Consider the following 19,536-nt stretch of genomic DNA (forward strand, 5'->3'; position numbering starts at 1 on the left):
TTATTTATAAATTAACTTTATTATTTCTATAATGAAAAGCTAAAAACAATACCAACCAAGAGCCTATTACTCCCGGTATAAAACTCAAGATAATTATAATGTCATTTATACTGAAACCATAGATCGTCCATAATAAAGTGCCTATTCCAAATGTAAAATATGTAGCAAAAGAGATATTTTCACCGGATTTTGACCTATATATTTTATAGGCCTGCGGATAATATCCTAAAGACATTAATATACCTAAGATGGTTGTAGCGATTTGTAGTATGTTCATAACTATTTTTTAATTCTATTAACCCACCATTGGTCTTCTTTGTCTTCAAACCACCACTTATCGGAATCTGTTATTAATATACTTTCTGCCAGTGTCTTTGCTTCGTCCGTCTTCAACCTTTTAACCGCACTCTTTATCCAAGACAATGCTCTTTTATTCCCTATGTCCACCTGCTCTTTTAGGGACATAATAAATTCGAGATTATCTGCATCTTTTGCTATCTTTGATTCAACGGTCTTCCTATCCTCATATTCTTCAATAGCCTCTTTTATCTTTGAACCAAAGAATATTTGCGAAGTCAGATCCTTAACCGCCCCCTTCTCATCTCTTTTATTATATTTTTGATGCACATAATTTAAATCAGAAACTCTAGCCTCGGCCAAATCATGAAGTAGACACATATTTAATATTTTAGCCGAATCCACATTTTCCGCCATATTCGCAAGTGACATTCCTATATAACAAACCCTGTTGATGTGTTCTGCGACGCTTTGCTCTCCACTACCAAGAAAGAAGAAACCACTTCTAGGTGTTTTTGCCAACATCCCCGTCTCAAATAAGAAATTCGTTACTGACTCTAATTCTTTTTTCTCTAATTTCTTCATTTCAATTTTATAAATTATCCTTTAATATTATTTTTAACCCATCTACCTACTATCCAATTTATTATTTCTTTGCGATCCGTGTCTGGCGCGTCTTTTAATGCTTCACCGATTTCTTCCCCTAATGCATTTGGCATTTCCTCACTTCCGCTAACTATTTCTAAATACCTATCGAATTGTCTATCCGTAAGTTTTAAATATGTCTTTACCTCCTCATCTTGTCTCTCTGGCTTAAGCCATTCTTTAAAAGCTATCATATTTATTTTATTAATCTTAAATTAAATTGCCCTCGCAAAAATCAAACTAAATCGTTTGGTTTTTGCGAGGGCGAACGAGTTCGCGGTGCCACCTCACTTTGTTCTCACTTGCCCGTTCGGATTTCTTTCCGAAGAAAATTGTTCGGGTTTTCGGGGCTCTACTTGCTTTTCAGCTTTCTTCCCCAAGCTCCACCGTGTTTGCGGTTTCAATGCTTATCTTGACATTATAATACCTAAATCTAAAGTATGCAATACAGTTTATTTATCAGATATAAACCCGCCAGACTGAATTGTCCAGAGCTTATTATATAAACTACTCTTTGAATTTATAAGATCACCATGTGTTCCTTCTTCTGTTATTCTGCCTTCTGCTATAACCACAATTCTATCCATTTTCTTAATAGTTGAGAGTCTATGCGCTATCACTATAACTGTTTTTCCCTTCATTAAGTTTTCGAGTGCGTTTTGAATTAGCATCTCTGATTCAGAGTCTAAACTTGAAGTAGCCTCATCTAAGATCAGGATAGGTGCGTTTTTAAGAATCGCTCTAGCAATAGCAATTCTTTGTCTTTCTCCACCGGAAAGTTTTATTCCCCTTTCACCGACAAAGGTATCATACTTCAAAGGCAGAGAGTCTATAAATTCATTACAATGTGCCAATTTAGCAGCCCTAAAGACTTCTTCATCACTGGCGTTTTCTCTGCCATATCTTATGTTTTCAAGTAAAGTTCTGTGAAAGAGTATTGGGTCTTGAGGAACCAAACTTATTTGACTGTGTAAACTTCTCTGGGTAACTCTTGATATGTCTTGATTGTCGATTTCTATATGGCCGGACGATAGATCATACAAACGTAATATCAATCTAATCAAAGTTGTCTTACCGGCTCCCGAAGGGCCAATAAATGCGATTTTTTCTCCAGCAGAAATTTTTAAATTAATATCTTTAAGTACTTCTCTGGTTTCATTAAAATTGAAGCCGACATTTTTGAGACTTATCTCCCCAGAGACGATTTTTAGATCTTTAGCTTTTATGACATCTTTGACCTCGTGTGGCGTCAGAAGTATCTCTACCATTTCTCTTGAGTCGGCAAGGCTTTCATATATTCCACGCACTATTCTGTTGAGTCCCCAAAGCCTTTGTGCCAGTGCTATGATATAGACTTGTATAAGGACAAAAGTACCTATTGTTGCAAGTCCTTTACTCCAAAATATAGTTGTATAATAAAACGCCAAAAACTCAACCACAGAGATTAGTACAATTTGTACAGCATCAGTTAACTGGCCTAAATTCCAAGAGAATCTGGTTTTCTCTGCTTGATCATTTGTAATTTCTTTAAAGTTATTTGTCTCTTTTTCATAGGTAGTAAATAAAGTAATCGCGTTGTGATTTGTTATGTTGTCAGAAAGTACTCCTGTAACATATGAATCTGTCGAGGATACTTGTATATCATATTTCATTTTCCACCTCGAAAACAAGACATTGAAGGTAGAGTATGAAATCACCCAAAGTATTATGACAAGAGAAATCAACGGCGCTACAAACCAGGTTACTATCACAGACCCAATAATTGTGATTATGAGCGGGACTAAGTTAAATGCAAAACTGTCGGAGAGTCTCTCAAAAGACCTGCTAAATCTATTGACTCTTTGTACCAACGATCCAGTAAAATTATTTGTAAAGAAACTATAAGAATGTAGCATCATATAGTCAAATGAAATCTGTCTAAGCCTAGCCATAACCCTAGATTCCATGATGTTATAAATAAACATTCCGCTTTGAAAGAATAATATACTTATTATGTTTAGGACGGCGATTATTATTATTGTATAGACTAGTGTATGAATATCATCTGTTTTGTTCTGTATATTGCCCAACAAATCAAAAAAGCGTTTATAAAATAATGGTGTGAAGATACCTATAACAGTTGCTGAAATGAGGCAAAAATAACTAATAAAAAACAGCAATCTGTATGGCCTGACACCGTACCAGAATTTTTCATATATCTGTCTATTGGAAACTGTATTTTCCTTTTGTTTATTCATAACCTATATAGCTTAACGGGGTTTTTAATATAGTTCCACCCCGACTTTCTCCCTCACTTCTTTCATTTTTTTCTCCACTCTTGCGCGAGCGCGAGCGCCGCCAGCTTTTAGTATGTCAAGCACGGTGTCAATATCTTTGGCGAGCATCTCTCTTTTTTCGCGTATTGGTTTTATAAATGCCGACAAATCTTTGATAAGTGATTCTTTTGCTTCTTTGTAGCCCATACCACCTTTCTTGTATTTTTCTGCCAGAGCTTTTTGGCCGGCTTCATCCAAAAGCAATCTGTGAATTGCGAATATTATGGATTCCTCTGGATTTTTCGGTTCATCAACACCTTTTGAATCTGTTGGTATGCTCATCACGGCTTTTTTGATTTCTGCATCTGTGGCAAAAAGCGGTATGATATTGCCATAACTTTTGCTCATCTTCCTGCCATCTGTCCCTGGCACGGATTCTACATTGGGAATTATGAATGGTTCTGGTAGCTTGAATGTCTCACCAAAAGTGTTGTTGAACTTTTGTGCGATATCACGGGCGTATTCTAGATGTTGCTTTTGGTCCTGACCTACTGGCACGATATCGGAATCTTGTATAAGAATGTCAGCAGCCATAAGTATCGGATAATCAAATACTCCGACATTGATTTCTTTATTCTTCGCTTCGGCATCTTTGTAAGCGTGCGCTCTCATAAGATACGGCACCGTGGTAATACAGTTGAAAATCCAAGCGAGCTCTGCAACCTGTGGAATATCGGACTGTTTGAATAGGCAAACTTTCTTCGGATCAAGGCCGATGGCAAGGTAGTCAAGTGCCACGTCAAGTATCTGCTTTGACATTTCTTTTTTGTCCTGAACCGTAGTCATAGCATGATAATCGGCAATGAAAATATGGCAATCATGCTCACCTTGCATATTGACAAACTGCTTCATAGCACCAAAATAATTGCCCAAATGCACCGTGCCCGTCGGCTTTACCCCAGAAAGTAATATCTTCCTTGCCCCGTGTGAATTCCCGCTTTGTTTTTGATTTAACATATCTTCAATATAGGTTATTTATATCTAATAGTAAACTGACATTATTTATAAGAATTCTTTACGGGGTTTGTATTTGTTTTCATCCGATTAATAATATCAGATATAGTCTTTTTTTGAAAGTTTAGATAAAGATGTTGACGTGATTTTCTAGGATTTTCCTAGGGTCATAATCTTTAGATATTCATTTACAAAATCTTTGACACTAGGACTAGTCCCCCAAAGATTCTGGGCTTTGATTAATTTGTCCTGTAATTCAGGATAAAATAGTTTTTCTTCTATTTCAATAATTTCTCTAAATTGAGGTAAATTTAGGATTATTACATTAAATATTTCTGATAATTCCCATAATATTCCAGAGTTTTTATTCAACCCTTTAATTTGATCAAAAAAGTATTTATCCAAATATTCAAAGAAAGCAAAATGAAGCGATTCATGAAAGATGACTTCAAGAGCATGTTTCAAATCTTTCTTCCAGTAGATTTGGAAAGTTTTCGTCTCTGGCCACCTAGGATTACAATTAAATATAGAAAGGTAACCATGATAAGTATTTTGACTAAAATCAATATCAAATAATTTTGTTAATTCACCAAAAAAATGTTTTTGCTTTTCTTCTAAAATTTGTTTAATTCCTTTTTGCTTTTTAAGCATATCTGATTTTTTAGCAGTATAAAAATCATCAATGTATTTATTGTAGTTTTTCAGGTTTATTTTAGGATGTTCTTTTTTAATTAGTTCTCCAAAGTTCGCTCCAGCTACAGAAAAATCCCAAAAGTCAGCATAAACCTCGTAATCTAATTGTTTGTTTAAATCTATTTTAAACATCATTCAATAATAAAGCCCCCTTGTGTTTTAAGCAAGGGGGCCGGCTTCCTTTCTCTTGAACTTTAGACTCTTTTGTACAGGTCCCAGATCAACCATTTGAGGGTCGCTAGGGAGTGAATACAGAAACGGTCGTCTACAGACCAGATACTGCCATTTCGTAGCCATGATCCATAAGCACAACCACCACCACAGATACCGAGGGCAGGACACCCAAAGCACTGTGGCATGTTCAAGGGCGTTCGTCTTTTCCACTCACTAATCACGGGATTGTGGTGAAAATCGAAGTTTTTCGATACTTTGGCAAAGAAGAATTGCTTAGCACCGATACCTTCATGACAAACACCCAAATGACCATCAGGTGTACAGACGAGCTGAGCCCCGAGAGCTTGGCAATCATACGCATGGATACGTTTTTCCATAAAGGACTTTGCCTTACGCATTATTCTGTCTTCGTACACCCCTTCCTTCCGAGCGAGTTTGAAGTACTCGATCATTCGTTTGGAAACACGTTGCATATATTCTAAACTCACCGTATTGTTTGCCGTATCGACCAGAGGATTCAGGTTGATTGAGGCAAAGCCATACCTACGATGAAGCTTGAGAAGTGATGGTAGATTGTCAATGTTGTGTTCTCCAACAGTTGTTGAGAGAGAAACGTCTTTCTTGCCACCAACCCCCTTCAGAAGCTTCACACCCCTTATCGCTTTGTTGAATGATCCGCATCCACCTACGCATATCCTTTCGGTGTCATGAATTTTCTTTGGACCATCAATCGATATGGCGATATCGATGTTATCGTGAGCTCCGATAAACCGAGAGATTTCCTCGGTTATCATCGTCCCGTTAGAGACAATGGCTAATCGTAGCTTTGGTCCCAAGGCGACAACTTCATTCTTGTAAGCAGATTCGATGTATTCCACCGACTGCTTGATCAGAGTGAAGTTGAGGAACGGTTCTCCCCCATAGAAGAAAATCGTCTTCTTGAGACCGGTATATTCGGGCGGATTGAGTGATAGGTTCCGAAAGAACATGTCAATCGCTTCTTTCGCAACCCTAAACGACATCATGCTAGGGCGATATCCCTCTGGCATATTGTTGTTGATGAAGCAGTAGCGACATCGGAGATTACAACTGTCGGTCACAATGAGATAAAGCGTCTCAAGGCCAGGAGGTAGAACATGAATTCTCCTCTTTTCCTCAAGTAACTTTACATCATCGCTTTCTACAGCCACAATCATTCCGGTCCGCCAAAGTTCTTTTATCACTCGAACCATCTCTTTCGAGAACATAGGGAACTTTTGATGAAGGTGCTCTGTCGTTGTTCCCAAATGTAGCAATTCCACAACCTGCAGGTATTTCTTTCGAAGAAACACCAGTTCCATGTTCAGCGAGTGGTAAAGGGCAATGTGACCTCTACCTTTTTCACAAAACAGGTGTGTCCACGAGGACAATCTCATAGATAGATTACGTATTTTTTTCATCTACCATTCTCCTTTCTAGTTTTGGTTTAAAAAAAGAGGCTGGACGATACGCACGTCCAAGCCTCAGCCCACGAAGAGCGTCTCATTAGCATGAGCATCCGCACTGGCACTTGCTCAGTGCGACTTTGCCGAGATCGATTTTGCCGATCACGGATCTTCGCTTGGCACTGCCTATCTTTTTCATGGCTTGCCCTTTCTTTGTGATGAACTACCACTACCTTAGAACTCCTAAGGTTTCTGCTATAAAGCGTAACAAATAATCAAATCACCGTCAAATCCCTCTTTATTTCACCGGCAACGCCACAAAAAACCTCGCCCCCTTGCCTCTCCCATCGGATTCCGCCCAGATTTTGCCGGCGTGGTTTTCTACGATTTTCTTGACGATATATAAGCCGTAGCCGGTGCTGTTTACATTGTATTTTAGAGAGTCTTCACCCTTACCTCCTTCGGTAAAGAGCTTGGTCTTATCTTTCTCCGTAAAGCCTATTCCTGTATCGCTCACCTCAAACACAGCTCTCTTTTTACCCTCCACCATAACCGCTTTTAGAGAAATAGTAAGCCCTCCGCTTGGCGTGTATTTGATAGAATTATCTATGAGATTTTTGAAAACTTGCGTGATCTGTATTTGGTCTGCCAAGACGACGACAGGTGTATCGGAAATATTTGTCTTCAGCGTAAGTCCTTTGTCGGCAAGCTCTTTTGCAAAGTTGGCACAGACATCTTTTACCACGAGAGAAAGGTCGACATCTTTTAGATTGTAAGCGACAGTCCCCTTTTTGTAGTTGGACGCGCCGAGAATATCTTGAATCATAGTGACGGCATTGTTGTCCGAAAGAAGCCCTTCTTTTGCCACCGCTTTCAATGTATCCGAGCTTTTTTCAAAATCATCTTCCAGAATCCCCGCAAAAATCATCTTGCTCTTTGTAAAGAAACCCTTTAGCTGGTGAGAAATGAAATGTATAAGAGATGTTTGATTGTTATTAGCAATCTCCAGCTCCTCTCGCAAAGCAACTTCCTTTTTGACACTGCGGATAATGACAAGCCCAAGCCAGCCAGAAATCACAAGTGTCAGGGCGGTAAGTATCCTATTTACATCACTCTGAATGAAGAAGAATTCTGATCCAATAATAATAATCAAAGACCAAACAAGTGCCTGTGTGGCAAGGAGCTTAATATCAAATGCTTTGAATTTGACGATGATATAAGCGATAACTGCCAAAAAGATAGGCATGCCAGCCAATGCTATGAGTGACCAGTTATAACTTTCTACATAATCAGATATATATAGTACAGCGAAATAAAAGGCTAAGAAAAAAGCGATACCAATAAAGAATATTGTGTTTTTAAGACGATTTTGTCTTAAGATCTTAAAAAAGCTTACTATATATGAATAGATAATCAAACACATGTAAAATATATCTGCAAAGGGTACAAAACGATTTATGACATTTGAGTTTTCATTTGCTTGGCAAAGTATTGTGTCGTAATTTTGTAAGACCATTCCCATGACTGTAAAATAGAAAATGGGCAAAATTGGGATTAGTAATATTAGGTTTGTCCCTAAAGATATCTTTTTATTAAAGAAGAATATGTAGGTGAAATTGAAAGATAGAAAGAAAAACGATACCTCAAGGAGTTCCATTACTGACCATACAAACATGGTTAATGAACCGTTATAACACATGATCCAAGTTATTAGATCTATTATTACCCAAACAACAAATATAATAACCATGGTAGAAAAATACCTTGATAAGATATCTTTTTTATTCTTAATTAAGATAAAGAGAGCAAAAAAAATACTTATTAATATAACTGGCAAGTGTGAATAGTAGACCAATACAACTGGGATTTGTTCCTGAAGAGCTTGCAAACAGCCTTGAATATTGGTGATATAATTAAAGATCATATCCTATATTATATAAGATTCTACATGCAAAAGCAAAACCTAGGTAAAGCTTTGTGGGTAGATAGATGGAGTTTTTGACAAATTGATAATTTCATCTAACCTTTCTCTTGGATACCCCCACCACTTAGGATTATTTTCATCACTGATTTCTTGCATCTTACATATTAGAGGCTTTTCACCAAACTTATCGTGTAAATATTCAAGTGCGGGTATTGCTATTTCATTTAGAAAAATGGATTCCTCACCATGATCCCTAAAATTGTCGAAAAGTATACCATTGCAGATAAACAGAGCAAACATTTTTTTGTAGTATTCCTTAGCATACGGTCCATTTTTATGGAACCAAAGAGAAATGTCAAAGATATCCTTCATATTATCAGGATAAAACGACTTCAAAAGTCTGTGATGAAAGGAAACCAATGATTCTCCCCATAGTGTATTAATGTCTGGTATTAATTTACCTTCACTTGTATCAAAATCTATGACTTTAAAGCTACGAGTGTTAACGTGCCCTTTTGAATCGGTGTTTAAATAAAATGACATTTTACCCAATGAATACTTATCTTCATTTATGGCCACGAATTTATCCTCTGTGTATTCAAATAAAATAGGTCTTGCATTAATTTTCTTAGTTTTTTCTAAAAAAATATCAAGCTCATAATCAGGAGTAAAAATGTTACGAAAAAGGGCCGCATTTATTTCACCACTTAACATTGGTTCTGGTATCTCCCCTAAGAAATCCGTGACTTTTTTCACAAGTTCCTTATCCCTTCTTCTTTCTTTCAAAATCCTAACTGCTTCCTCTGGCTCTGTATAAAAATCTTCAACTTTCATATATGTCTTTACAAGAATTATTTTTCAGCAATTATAAAACAATTTTCTTCCCCGAAGCTTGGTATTAACACGTCTTCTTTGTTTACTTTTGAAAAAGTCTTTTTGGCAATTCTTTCTATGATTTTAGCTGTATCCAAGTGGCTTTTTGTGACAATTGAAGTCCCCGCCTGTATGGATAGCCAGCCGTCTTTGTTTAGGTGTGCCTTTATTAATGGAACAATTTGCTCAAAGAATCTAGTATAGTCTTCTGCGTAGGTATTATCAAACTCAAGAGCTGGATTGTCGGTCAAATCAGAGACGATACCATCTACCGAATTTCCTTTCACGGCCTTTAAATATTGTAGTGCATCACCAATGTATAATTTTACATTTGGATGATCAAATACTTTTTGTCCTAAATATTTTCTAGCGACATTCACTACTTCTACATCAAGATCTACAATAGTTATCTTAAGGTCCGGATTAATCCTAAGGGCTTCTTCAGCCACATAGCCATCTCCCCCACCTAAGATTATTATTTCTTTGTCTGTCTTTGAAAGGCCTTTTAGTATAGCTCTATCATATAAGGTATGGTCTTTTTCCGAGGTTTGTATGAGATTGTCTATGATCATACAGCGGCCAAACTCTTCCGTATCGACAATTTCAATCTGCTGGAATGGAGATTTTATGTTTTCTACCCTTTTCGTTACGTGTATTACTTGTTCTGAACCGTCTTTATAAACAGCCATTTTTATAATAGGTTCATTTCCGTTTTTCTTTGAAATTAAATTATAAGTTCTATCTACGGTCTTTACAACCGCTTCTCTGTGACAAATCTTTTCAAGAATGTAGTCGACAATTTTCCTTGTCATCTTCTCACTTGAACAGCTATATATATCAATAGAAATATATTCGTGTTCAGGCCAGGAGTGAAATGACATATGTGAAGTCGATAACAAGAAGAAACCAGTTACTCCCTGTGGGTCAAAACTATAAAATGCGTGGTTAAGTATTTTTATATCCGTTCCATTGATTGATTCCATCAGCACCTTCTTGAGGAAGTCAGAAGAATTTATCTGCTTTCTATTACATCCAAAAAGATCCACAATGTAGTGGGTCCCGATAATTCTATTATCATCAAGCGATTTGTTTTTCATTATCTATTGTTTAGCTGATTCAATATCTGAAGCAATAATGCCTTCTATTTCTGTGCATGATTCAGAATCTGAAAGATTTTCTTCGCAATTTAGTTTTTCAGCCAAGCCTTTTGCATAAAGGTCTAAGATACAGGCGTCATCTTGCTTATCTCCACAGAATTTCTGTAATTCGCTGGCTTTGACTATGAATTTATTATAGTTTGTGTCGCTGTCTGTTGTACACACCTCTACCGTTGGATCACACTCTGTGTGTAAATATATATTATAATCAAGACGGATATAATAGCGTATAAAACTTACAATAATAGCGACTAATATAAAAAACAAAACCAACAATATAATGTAATCAACTTTTGGCTTTTCTTCTCTTTTCTCCTGCATACTTTGTATTATATTCCTTTTTATGAAAAGTAAAAGGGGCATCACTTGCGTGTGCCCCAGTTCTAGTCCCTTTCAGGCTAGGTTAGAAGTTTCCAAATCCAAACGAAACCAGCTTTTGCTACTCCGAAGAGGACGCCGTTTCTTGCACTCCAGTAAATGCAACCCACTAGTGTGCTCAAAACGAATACGGTGTAATCCTTGCCAGACAATCTTCCCCCAACCCTTCCACGAAGGATCGTTGTTGCCACAAACGAGTCTTCGACGATAGTTAGAAGGAAAAACGTTCCCAACCAGATAAGAATTCTGATTGAAAGACTGTAGAGATCACGGTGATCTCTTGCTCTGGCCTTCACAAACCACTTGTCTGTGCGATCCCTCGTCTTCTTACTAAGAGTCTCAAAAGCATCAACGCCCAACCAGTCAACTTCCTTTCTCTGATACCAAACCAGAAAGATAAAGTTGTTGATAAAGGCACTGATCGTCATCACGATAGACCCAATGACAATTCCTTTAACATTACCGAAGTGGTAGCTAAAGTATCCGATGACACCAAGCCAAATCGGATTGTCACAAACCCAGGTCCAGCATGAGTACAACCCGTAACCAGCCAAAATCCGTAACACTTTCTTCCAACTCTTGGAAGTGAGGTACAGAATGGCAACGCCGAGCATTATGCCAACGATATAAAGTGCGATTTTCATTCCGCACCTCCTTTTTTCTTTAAATCATTGTGAAAGAACTTACTTTCCAAGAACACCTTGGATAACTACAAGTATAGCATATCTAAAGTATTTGTCAAGCTCACTTTCCAGAATAAAATCCTTCCAGACATCAACTTTTGGTCGATATCCAATAGATTGAGAAGAGGCAAAAGGTGATTTGTTTGTTCAAGTCGCCTTTTAAAATATAAAAAACTATTTAATCTTTACAAAAAATCTCTTACCTTTCTGGATTATGTCACCCACTTTTACCGTGGCTTTTGGATCGGAGATTTCTGTCTGATTTATCTTTACACCGCCTTGCTCTATATTACGTCTTGCCTCTGCTCTTGAAGGGCAGAAACCAGCTTCTATCAAAACCGTGATAATGTCATTTACGGACGGCTTGAGCTCCTGCATTTCTGTTGGCACTTCTTTTTTTGAAAATGTGTTTACCCAATATTCCCCGGCTTTCTGTGCTTCTTTTTCTGAATGATAGAATTTGGTAAGCTCGAAGGCCAATTTCTTTTTTATATCACGAGGATTTACTCCGGATTCAAGCTCCTTTTTATATTGTTCGATAGTTGCCAAATCTACTCTTGTTGTAAAAGTAAAATATTTGATAATCAATTCATCGCTAAGCGACATTGCTTTACCATACATATCATTTGGGGAATCAAAAAGATTGATAGTGTTGCCCCAGCTTGAGCTCATCTTTCTGCCGTCGAGGCCTTCTATAAGAGGGTTTAAGACGATATCTTGTGGTTCTTGTTTGTAGAGTCTTTGCAATTCCCTACCGGCTAGAATATTGAATGTCTGATCTGTGCCACCGACTTCAATGTCTGCTTCTGTCGCTACTGAATCATAGCCTTGCATAAGCGGATAGACGACCTCTCTCAACGAAACTCTTTTTCCTGTGTCGAGTCGCTTCTTTATATTTTCTCTTGATATAAAATCGCTGACAGAAAAAGCATTTGCTTGCATGCAGATTTCTTTGTAGCCGAGCTTGCCGAGCCATTTGCTATTGTAATAGATTTTGGCTTTTCTTAAGTTTAAGATTTTGCCGGCTTGCTTCGCATAACTTTTCATATTTTCTTTAACCTGCTTTTCTGAAAGCATCGGTCGCTCGCTTTCTTTGTCCGAAGTATCACCGATGACGCCGGTAAAGTCGCCGATAATGAGAATTATTTTGTGGCCGAGATTTTGGAAGTCGCGAAGTTTGAGGAGAGGGATGGACCTACCGAGGTGAATATTTGGACTCGTCGGATCTATGCCGTGCTTGATACGGAGAGTTTTACCACTTTTTAATTTTTTTGTGATTTTATCTTTGTCTATAACGCTTTCAACACCGCGTGTAAGAACCTCATTAATTTTTTCAGTGTCTGTGATTATCATATGCTTAAGATTATATCAAAGTCTATGAATATTTCCACAATACTATAGGAATGTATCGTGCGGATGTATTATGTGAATGTATACATGTATCATGTGTATAAATACGTAAATAATAACGCGACCGCGTTCTTATTTACGTATAGTCTTACCTAATCTTACCGGGACGTGAAGTACATAAGTAATAAAAGAAAAGGCGCCCCCACCTGTGCACAGGTGGGGGCGCCCTTTCTGCTTTTTCTATTCTGTCATCCCGTACTTGATACGGGATCCAGGACATGAATCGAAGATGGATTCCGGCCTTCGCCGGAATAACAATACTTCTCCTAGAACCCCTCCTCTTTCAATTTCTCCACCGCCTCTTTTGCCTCCCTTGAAAGCCTATGCGGAAGCTTAATATTGATTTTTACCAGCAAATCACCCCTTTTTGAGGCGGAAATAGGCACTCCTTTGCCCCTAATTCGCAAGATTTCGCCGTAGGCGACCCCTTCCGGAATCTTAAGCTCTATATCGCCATCCAAGGTTTTGAGGCTGTATTTTGAGCCAAGTAGAGCGTCGGAAATCTTGATGTTTAATTCAGTCACAAGGTTCTTCCCCTCCTTTGAAAACAGTGGGTCAACTTTCACATGAATCTTGATATAGAGATCACCAGAGATACCACCCTTGAGGGCTTCGCCTCCACCAGATAGGCGGATCACTTGCTCGTCGTCAATGTCTGCTGGGATTTTAATCTCAAGCTCACTTTCTTTTTTCAATATTCCCGCACCACGACATTCAGCACACTTCTCTCTAGGAACTTTTCCAGAACCACCGCAATTGTCGCAGATTTTTTCTGTCGCAAAGTTTCCAAAGATGGATCTCTTTGTTTCGCGTACTCTTCCGTGTCCATTGCAAACCGAACATTTTTCCATGCCAGTGCCTCTTTTTGCACCAGTACCATCACAAGTATTGCATTTTGAAGTTTTCGTTAGTCGAATCTTCTTCTCGGCGCCAAAGATTGATTCGCTGAAAGAAATTTCCATATCAACAGAAATATCCCTTCCTTTTTTCGGTGCACGTCTCGCACCTCCGCCAAAAATGTCTCCAAAGATATCTCCTAAGTCAAAATCAAAACCTTGTCCACCAGCCTGATTTTGAAAACCGGAAAAATCAAAACCAAAATCGCCAAAGCCACCTTGGCCGAAGCCGCCCGCACCTCTGCCACTGCCGGCAGGTCCTGCGCTTCCGTATGTGTCGTATTGTTGTCGTTTTGTATCATCGGAAAGTACCGAATAGGCCTCGCTTGCCTCTTTGAATTTTTCCTGATTTCCACCCTTATCCGGATGATGCTCGTGAGCGAGCTTTCTAAACGCTTTCTTAATGTCTTCTTTGGAAGCGTTTCGTTCAAGGCCTAATGTTTTATAGTAGTCTTTTGACATTTTTGATTAATTTTAATGATTTGACAATTCTTCTGTTATATGATACCCTTTGATTACTGATACGATTCAGAAGGGAGTGTTCAGTATGAAGAATAAAACGATAGTTGTTGTAAGCCCCGAAGCATATCATAAAGGGATGTTGATTGGTGGAATCTTTGTTCTGGTTGTTGCTATCGTTATCGCAATCATGAACAAAGTTTCGTATCCAATCTACGGCCCGCTTGGGGTCTTGGCTGGTGTAGTCGGCGCTCATCTTCTTCGCAGGAGATTCAGCTAACCATACCAGCTCGCCTGTGTCGAGGTCGTCCATGTGGCGACCTCGTTTTTTTATTTAATTTTTAATTTCCTGGACTCCCGTATTCACGAGAATGACAGAGGAGAAATAAGTAAGCGAGCGAAGTACCAGGCTTTTTGGAGACTCTCGGAAGGCGACGGCCTGAGAGGGAGCAAATTTTTAGCGAAAAATTATGCGTGCTCCAAAAAGTCTGGTATTGAGCGAGCCTCTATTTCTTCTCTTCCCCACCCTTCTCCTTAAACTCCGCGTCCTTCACATTATCTTCTTTCTTCTCTGTTGCCCCTTGCTGGCCGGCTTGATCTTTCTGCGCTTTTGCCATCGCTTCACCTATCTTTTGCATCTCGGCTGAAAGGGCTTCTGTCGCTGTTTTTATCGCAGCTGAATCCGTGCCGTTTTTGGCAGTCTTCAAAGCGGAAATCTTATCTTCCACACCTTTTATAATTTCTGGTGTAATCTTTGCACCATTGTCTTTGATAGCTTTTTCTGCAGTGTAGATCATCTGGTCGGCAATATTTTTGACCTCCACTTCCTCTTTCTTTTTCTTATCTTCATCGGCGTGAAGCTCAGCTTCTTTTTTCATCTTTTCAATATCTTCTTTCTTGAGCCCTGAACTTGCCTCGATTCTGATACTCTGCTCTTTATTTGTCGTTTTGTCTTTTGCTTTTACATTGAGTATTCCATTTGCATCGATATCAAAGGCGACCTCAACTTGTGGCATACCTCTTGGCGCAGGTGGTATTCCGTCTAGGATAAATTTACCGAGGCTTTTGTTGTCGCTCGCCATCGGTCTTTCACCTTGGACGATATGGATTTCTACAGAAGTCTGATTGTCTGCTGCTGTCGAGAATATCTGGCTTCTTGTTGTAGGGATTGTCGTATTCTTTTCAACCAAATGTGTTGCAACTCCGCCCATTGTTTCAATACCGAGTGATAGCGGAATAACATCAAGCAAGAGAACATCTTTGACATCTCCCCTCAAGATTCCTCCTTGTACTGCGGCACCGGCGGCGACGACCTCATCTGGATTCACAGACATATTCGGCTCTTTACCAAACAAATCTTTTACAGCTTTTACAATAGCTGGCATTCTTGTCTGACCTCCAACCATTATTATTTCTTGAATTTCATTCATCTTGAATGGTGAAGCAGAAAGTGCTCTTTTTGTAATTTCTATCGATCTCTCAATCAAGTCCTTGATCAGGTTTTCCAAAGTCGCCCTTGAGAGTTTGATAAGCAAATGCTTTGGTCCGTCTGTGCCTGAAGTGACGAACGGAATATTGATTTCTGATTCGACAGCCGTTGAAAGCTCTATTTTGGCTTTTTCTGCAGCTTCGTCGAGCCTCTGAAGTGCAAGTGCATCTTTTCTCAAATCAATACCGTTTTCTTTTTGGAATTGTTCTGCCATCCAGTCAACGATTCTCTTGTCTATATCGCGACCACCGAGGTGTGAGTCCCCGTCTGTTGAGCGGACTTCGACGACGCTGTCGCCTATTTCAAGGATCGAGATATCGAATGTTCCACCTCCAAAGTCGTATACAGCGATTTTTTCATTTTTATTTTTATTGAGACCATATGCAAGAGCTGCGGCTGTCGGCTCATTTATTATTCTCAATACATTAAGCCCGGCAATCTGCCCAGCATCTTTTGTAGCTTGTCTTTGTGAGTCGTTGAAATATGCGGGAACGGTGATGACTGCGTCGGTGATTTTCTCACCGAGGCGAGCTTCTGCGTCATTCTTGAGTTTCTGCAAAATCATAGCCGAGATCTCCTCTGGCCTATAATTTTTTCCTGCCATGGCGACTTCTACTCCGCCGTTTGAGGCTTTCAAGACATCAAATGAAACGGATGCCTTATCTTTCTGCACTCCAGCATCGTCAAACTGATGACCCATAAAACGTTTTATCTGAAAGATTGTGTTTTTTGGATTTGTGACGGCTTGGCGTCTTGCAAGAAGACCAACAAGTCTTTCACCTGTCTTTGTCGTTGCGACTATAGACGGCGTTGTCCTCGCACCCTCTGCGTTTTCTAAGATTTTTGGAGCATTACCTTCCATAACCGCAACGGCTGAAAAGGTTGTCCCTAAGTCTATACCGATTATTTTACTCATAGTTAATATTTAATTTAAAATTAATATAAAGTGTTCCCTTTATATCGCCTGCCTCGGTTCGGAAATAAAAAAGATTACTCTTTTATTTCGCTCACCTTACGTTGGCGATAACATCCAAATTTTAAATTACCATATTTAAAAATCTGGATTAGATAGATTACAGCAGAAATTTCCTTCGGAAATTTCTGCTTCATTATTAAAAAGTAGGAGCTCTGGGTTGCTGACAAGTGATAAAAGCTAAATCTTTTACAAGAGTTGAAATATAAGAAAAGAATGGGCTGACTATTGGTTCAATAGTTTCTCTTTCAAAATATGCAGGTAAAGCGAGGATAACTTCCTGATCAAAACATTTCTCACCAAGGATTTTTCCGCAGACCGCTTTTGCGACAATTTTTCCATTTACTTCAACCAATTCAAAGACAACCAAAGCCCACGAGCCATTTGGCAATTGGACCGCCTTTCTGATGTATTTTGCTTGCCACGAGGTTGATAAACTTTTCGTGGGTTGTGTTTGTAAAGCTAACATTGGGTCAATTATAGCATATTTATATAGAAGTCAAATATTGGTTAATTTGTTGTATTTATTGATGAAATATGAAATTTGCTTGACAAAAAGAATGAATGGGTGTATAATACAAGTAGAAAGATAAATCACCCCAGCAAGGTGGTTTAAGGAAGGATTTGATGAAAGAGTTTATTTCTTCTTTTATTATCTGCTATGCAATTGGCTACATGCTGTACGTTCGTCCTCGGTATCAGAAGAAAAACATCTCAAAGGAGACAGACTTTCTTTTCTACGGGAGCCTGTTTATCCTGAGTGTATTCAGGTATTTGTTGTGACGACAAAAATCGCTGGCGTAATCGCCGCAACGGAGGAAAGTTCCTCTCGTTGCGGCGATTTTTAATTATATTTTATTTCTTAAACTCCCCCACTACCACCTTCGGAGCAACAATCACCCTACCATTCAAACTAAAGCCTTTTTTATTTACTTTAAGAATTATTCCATCTTCTTTTTCATTGCTCGTAGCTTTTAATTCGTCGGCGACATGATTCATCGGGTCAAATTTTTCTCCGATTGGGTCAAGCTCTACCAAGCCATTTTCTTTCAAGACTTTCATAAATTGAACATGGATGTACTCTACACCTACTCTCCAATTCTTATCAACTTTCTCCCAAGCTTCTTTATTTGAAAAAGCCATATCAAAACTCTCTATCACAGTGAGTAGCTCGGCGATAAGATTTTCATTGGCGTATTTCACCGTTTCAACTTTTTCGCTCTCCATACGCTTTTTAAAATTCACAAAATCAGCACGCTCTCTCTGCCAGCCGTTCATGTATTCCTGCTTTTCTTTTTCAAGGATTTTGGCTTTTTCTTTGAGCTTTTTTACAAGAGCTTCAAGTGAATCATTTTCTTCGTCGAGAACTATATCAGAATCAGCTTGTTTGGCTGTTTTCTTGGCTTTTGTATCGTCTTCATAGACGATTTCATCATTGTTTCGTTTGTTTTTATCGTCTTTATTCATAAGTATGACCATTTTATCATATTTTCGAGTGGAATCAAGAAATCTTATTAATTAACGGAGATCGGCTTGCGAAATGGTAATCCATTGAGCAAGCCGAGTTGTGTTCAGAAGTCCGCGGCGGCGGACCCTTTTACCGTAAAGAAAACCTGGTATTCAAAAAATAAAACCGCATCATAAGCGGTTTTATTTTTTGAATTTTTCTTAACGTTTTGACCACTGTGGGCTCTTTCTTGCTTTCTTCAAACCGAATTTTCTCCTTTCTTTTGCTCTCTGATCTCTTTCTAGGAAACCAAGCTTTTTGAGTTCCTTTCTTAGTTCAGGATCGTGCTTGATAAGGATTCTTGCAATACCGAGTCTAAGTGATTCTGCTTGTGAATTGAATCCCCCGCCAGAAATCATGGCTGTAAATGAGAACGTTAATGGGGATTTTAATTTTGTGATAGATTCATTTGCGATCAATCTTTGCTTCTCTGTCTTGAAATAGCTTTCTATATCCTTACCCCCATTTATTTCAAAAGAATTTTTAGCAGACGGAACAGCCCTCACTCTTGCGATCGATGTCTTTCTTCTACCAACCGCTTCTATGTATTTGTGCTTTGTCTCTGTCATATTATTCCGTAATTATTAAATTCTTTATAATTTTTGACTTAAGTTTATTGTGTGGAATCATGCCGGAAATGGCTAGCTTCAAAATACCAGCTTTTCCGTGCTTTTCTATAATCTGTGACATGCTTTTCTCATGAAGACCCCCTGGATATCCAGAGTATCTTGTATAAACAGTGTTGAGTTTATTTTCGGCTATATCAAGCTTGTCGGCGTTTGTTATTTTAACTTCAACATTGAAGACCACGTTTCTGGCATAAGTGGTTGAGTTTTTACCTATAAGTAAGACAACTGCTTTACTAGCAATTCTTCCTAGCTTACCCCCCGCTGCATCTATTGTGTAAATTTTCTTTTCCATATAATTTTCTATATAAATTCTATTACCGCCATTTCTGCGCCGTCCGCGAGTCTTCTTTCAAGCTTTGTAACTCTTGTGTATCCGCCGGTTCTCTCTTTGTATTTTGGTGCTATTTCTTTTATCATCTTTTTAGCAGAAGAAACACCGATCCTTGAAGCTACAAGCCTCATCGCTGCGAGAGTACCAGGTCTTGCTTTTGTAACAAGCTTTTCAATAAATGTTCTTAAAACCTTGGCTTTTGTTGTTGTCGTCGTGATCTTACCATCTCTCACAAGAGATACAGCAAGAGTCTTCACGAGCGCGTTCCTCTGATTTCTCTTTCTGCCTAGTTGTTTGTTTTTGTTGCTGTGTATCATGATTGATT

The 19,536-nt window shown here is 38.6% G+C and carries 21 protein-coding genes; 1 reads left to right on the forward strand and 20 read right to left on the reverse strand.

Going from position 1 to position 19,536, the window contains the following annotated elements; all coding sequences use genetic code 11:
- Positions 1–4: 4 nt before the first annotated feature.
- From WC631_00600 to dnaJ, 14 genes are all read right to left on the reverse strand, one after another.
- Complete coding sequence (locus WC631_00600) at positions 5–277, reverse strand: SemiSWEET family transporter (GenBank protein ID MFA6226974.1); 273 nt, start codon at positions 275–277, stop codon at positions 5–7.
- Between the two features lie 2 nt (positions 278–279).
- Positions 280–882, reverse strand: coding sequence for an HD domain-containing protein (locus tag WC631_00605; GenBank protein ID MFA6226975.1), 603 nt, complete (start codon positions 880–882; stop codon positions 280–282).
- Positions 883–896: 14 nt separating this feature from the next.
- On the reverse strand, positions 897–1,136 hold the full coding sequence (locus tag WC631_00610; protein MFA6226976.1) for a hypothetical protein: 240 nt from the start codon (positions 1,134–1,136) through the stop codon (positions 897–899).
- A gap of 258 nt (positions 1,137–1,394) precedes the next feature.
- The gene (locus WC631_00615; GenBank protein ID MFA6226977.1) at positions 1,395–3,179 is read right to left on the reverse strand and encodes an ABC transporter ATP-binding protein; all 1,785 of its coding nucleotides are present in this window, start codon (positions 3,177–3,179) and stop codon (positions 1,395–1,397) included.
- Between the two features lie 24 nt (positions 3,180–3,203).
- Complete coding sequence (gene trpS, locus WC631_00620; GenBank protein ID MFA6226978.1) at positions 3,204–4,214, reverse strand: tryptophan--tRNA ligase; 1,011 nt, start codon at positions 4,212–4,214, stop codon at positions 3,204–3,206.
- 147 nt (positions 4,215–4,361) lie between these two features.
- A complete protein-coding gene (locus WC631_00625) occupies positions 4,362–5,036 on the reverse strand; it encodes a hypothetical protein (protein MFA6226979.1) in 675 nt (224 codons plus the stop codon).
- A gap of 62 nt (positions 5,037–5,098) precedes the next feature.
- The gene (locus tag WC631_00630) at positions 5,099–6,517 is read right to left on the reverse strand and encodes a radical SAM protein (GenBank protein ID MFA6226980.1); all 1,419 of its coding nucleotides are present in this window, start codon (positions 6,515–6,517) and stop codon (positions 5,099–5,101) included.
- Positions 6,518–6,800: 283 nt separating this feature from the next.
- The gene (locus tag WC631_00635; GenBank protein ID MFA6226981.1) at positions 6,801–8,426 is read right to left on the reverse strand and encodes a HAMP domain-containing sensor histidine kinase; all 1,626 of its coding nucleotides are present in this window, start codon (positions 8,424–8,426) and stop codon (positions 6,801–6,803) included.
- A 39-nt stretch (positions 8,427–8,465) separates the two neighbouring features.
- Complete coding sequence (locus tag WC631_00640) at positions 8,466–9,260, reverse strand: hypothetical protein (GenBank protein MFA6226982.1); 795 nt, start codon at positions 9,258–9,260, stop codon at positions 8,466–8,468.
- Between the two features lie 17 nt (positions 9,261–9,277).
- The gene (gene speD / locus WC631_00645) at positions 9,278–10,396 is read right to left on the reverse strand and encodes an adenosylmethionine decarboxylase (GenBank protein ID MFA6226983.1); all 1,119 of its coding nucleotides are present in this window, start codon (positions 10,394–10,396) and stop codon (positions 9,278–9,280) included.
- A 3-nt stretch (positions 10,397–10,399) separates the two neighbouring features.
- Positions 10,400–10,777 (reverse strand): hypothetical protein, encoded by a 378-nt coding sequence (locus tag WC631_00650; protein MFA6226984.1) that lies wholly within the window; start codon positions 10,775–10,777, stop codon positions 10,400–10,402.
- Positions 10,778–10,854: 77 nt separating this feature from the next.
- Positions 10,855–11,478, reverse strand: coding sequence for a hypothetical protein (locus tag WC631_00655; GenBank protein ID MFA6226985.1), 624 nt, complete (start codon positions 11,476–11,478; stop codon positions 10,855–10,857).
- Positions 11,479–11,691: 213 nt separating this feature from the next.
- A complete protein-coding gene (tyrS, locus tag WC631_00660; GenBank protein MFA6226986.1) occupies positions 11,692–12,870 on the reverse strand; it encodes a tyrosine--tRNA ligase in 1,179 nt (392 codons plus the stop codon).
- Positions 12,871–13,193: 323 nt separating this feature from the next.
- Complete coding sequence (dnaJ, locus tag WC631_00665; protein MFA6226987.1) at positions 13,194–14,285, reverse strand: molecular chaperone DnaJ; 1,092 nt, start codon at positions 14,283–14,285, stop codon at positions 13,194–13,196.
- An 85-nt stretch (positions 14,286–14,370) separates the two neighbouring features.
- Between dnaJ and WC631_00670 the strand changes: the two genes are divergently transcribed.
- Positions 14,371–14,562, forward strand: a complete 192-nt coding sequence (locus tag WC631_00670) for a hypothetical protein (protein ID MFA6226988.1) — start codon at positions 14,371–14,373, stop codon at positions 14,560–14,562.
- A gap of 226 nt (positions 14,563–14,788) precedes the next feature.
- On the opposite strand, the gene dnaK is transcribed toward WC631_00670, so the two are convergent.
- The 6 genes from dnaK to rplQ all read right to left on the reverse strand — a co-directional run bounded on the left by dnaK (position 14,789) and on the right by rplQ (position 19,528).
- Complete coding sequence (gene dnaK / locus WC631_00675) at positions 14,789–16,687, reverse strand: molecular chaperone DnaK (GenBank protein MFA6226989.1); 1,899 nt, start codon at positions 16,685–16,687, stop codon at positions 14,789–14,791.
- A 196-nt stretch (positions 16,688–16,883) separates the two neighbouring features.
- Complete coding sequence (locus WC631_00680) at positions 16,884–17,213, reverse strand: hypothetical protein (protein ID MFA6226990.1); 330 nt, start codon at positions 17,211–17,213, stop codon at positions 16,884–16,886.
- 386 nt (positions 17,214–17,599) lie between these two features.
- The gene (locus WC631_00685) at positions 17,600–18,211 is read right to left on the reverse strand and encodes a nucleotide exchange factor GrpE (protein MFA6226991.1); all 612 of its coding nucleotides are present in this window, start codon (positions 18,209–18,211) and stop codon (positions 17,600–17,602) included.
- Positions 18,212–18,412: 201 nt separating this feature from the next.
- A complete protein-coding gene (gene rpsI / locus WC631_00690) occupies positions 18,413–18,820 on the reverse strand; it encodes a 30S ribosomal protein S9 (protein ID MFA6226992.1) in 408 nt (135 codons plus the stop codon).
- A gap of 1 nt (position 18,821) precedes the next feature.
- A complete protein-coding gene (locus WC631_00695) occupies positions 18,822–19,172 on the reverse strand; it encodes an uL13 family ribosomal protein (GenBank protein ID MFA6226993.1) in 351 nt (116 codons plus the stop codon).
- An 8-nt stretch (positions 19,173–19,180) separates the two neighbouring features.
- Positions 19,181–19,528, reverse strand: a complete 348-nt coding sequence (gene rplQ / locus WC631_00700; protein MFA6226994.1) for a 50S ribosomal protein L17 — start codon at positions 19,526–19,528, stop codon at positions 19,181–19,183.
- Between the last annotated feature and the right edge of the window lie 8 nt (positions 19,529–19,536).

This window comes from Candidatus Paceibacterota bacterium (assembly GCA_041663045.1).
Lineage (GTDB): Bacteria > Patescibacteriota > Minisyncoccia > Phycocordibacterales > GWA1-40-21 > Bog-1340.

What these genes read in the sequence shown, in the direction of transcription:
- WC631_00600 (MFA6226974.1), bottom strand. Translation starts at nt 277, where the DNA reads ATGAACATACTACAAATCGCTACAACCATCTTAGGTATATTAATGTCT.
- WC631_00605 (MFA6226975.1), bottom strand. Translation starts at nt 882, where the DNA reads ATGAAGAAATTAGAGAAAAAAGAATTAGAGTCAGTAACGAATTTCTTA.
- WC631_00610 (MFA6226976.1), bottom strand. Translation starts at nt 1,136, where the DNA reads ATGATAGCTTTTAAAGAATGGCTTAAGCCAGAGAGACAAGATGAGGAG.
- WC631_00615 (MFA6226977.1), bottom strand. Translation starts at nt 3,179, where the DNA reads ATGAATAAACAAAAGGAAAATACAGTTTCCAATAGACAGATATATGAA.
- trpS (MFA6226978.1), bottom strand. Translation starts at nt 4,214, where the DNA reads ATGTTAAATCAAAAACAAAGCGGGAATTCACACGGGGCAAGGAAGATA.
- WC631_00625 (MFA6226979.1), bottom strand. Translation starts at nt 5,036, where the DNA reads ATGTTTAAAATAGATTTAAACAAACAATTAGATTACGAGGTTTATGCT.
- WC631_00630 (MFA6226980.1), bottom strand. Translation starts at nt 6,517, where the DNA reads ATGAAAAAAATACGTAATCTATCTATGAGATTGTCCTCGTGGACACAC.
- WC631_00635 (MFA6226981.1), bottom strand. Translation starts at nt 8,426, where the DNA reads ATGATCTTTAATTATATCACCAATATTCAAGGCTGTTTGCAAGCTCTT.
- WC631_00640 (MFA6226982.1), bottom strand. Translation starts at nt 9,260, where the DNA reads ATGAAAGTTGAAGATTTTTATACAGAGCCAGAGGAAGCAGTTAGGATT.
- speD (MFA6226983.1), bottom strand. Translation starts at nt 10,396, where the DNA reads ATGAAAAACAAATCGCTTGATGATAATAGAATTATCGGGACCCACTAC.
- WC631_00650 (MFA6226984.1), bottom strand. Translation starts at nt 10,777, where the DNA reads ATGCAGGAGAAAAGAGAAGAAAAGCCAAAAGTTGATTACATTATATTG.
- WC631_00655 (MFA6226985.1), bottom strand. Translation starts at nt 11,478, where the DNA reads ATGAAAATCGCACTTTATATCGTTGGCATAATGCTCGGCGTTGCCATT.
- tyrS (MFA6226986.1), bottom strand. Translation starts at nt 12,870, where the DNA reads ATGATAATCACAGACACTGAAAAAATTAATGAGGTTCTTACACGCGGT.
- dnaJ (MFA6226987.1), bottom strand. Translation starts at nt 14,285, where the DNA reads ATGTCAAAAGACTACTATAAAACATTAGGCCTTGAACGAAACGCTTCC.
- WC631_00670 (MFA6226988.1), top strand. Translation starts at nt 14,371, where the DNA reads ATGAAGAATAAAACGATAGTTGTTGTAAGCCCCGAAGCATATCATAAA.
- dnaK (MFA6226989.1), bottom strand. Translation starts at nt 16,687, where the DNA reads ATGAGTAAAATAATCGGTATAGACTTAGGGACAACCTTTTCAGCCGTT.
- WC631_00680 (MFA6226990.1), bottom strand. Translation starts at nt 17,213, where the DNA reads ATGTTAGCTTTACAAACACAACCCACGAAAAGTTTATCAACCTCGTGG.
- WC631_00685 (MFA6226991.1), bottom strand. Translation starts at nt 18,211, where the DNA reads ATGAATAAAGACGATAAAAACAAACGAAACAATGATGAAATCGTCTAT.
- rpsI (MFA6226992.1), bottom strand. Translation starts at nt 18,820, where the DNA reads ATGACAGAGACAAAGCACAAATACATAGAAGCGGTTGGTAGAAGAAAG.
- WC631_00695 (MFA6226993.1), bottom strand. Translation starts at nt 19,172, where the DNA reads ATGGAAAAGAAAATTTACACAATAGATGCAGCGGGGGGTAAGCTAGGA.
- rplQ (MFA6226994.1), bottom strand. Translation starts at nt 19,528, where the DNA reads ATGATACACAGCAACAAAAACAAACAACTAGGCAGAAAGAGAAATCAG.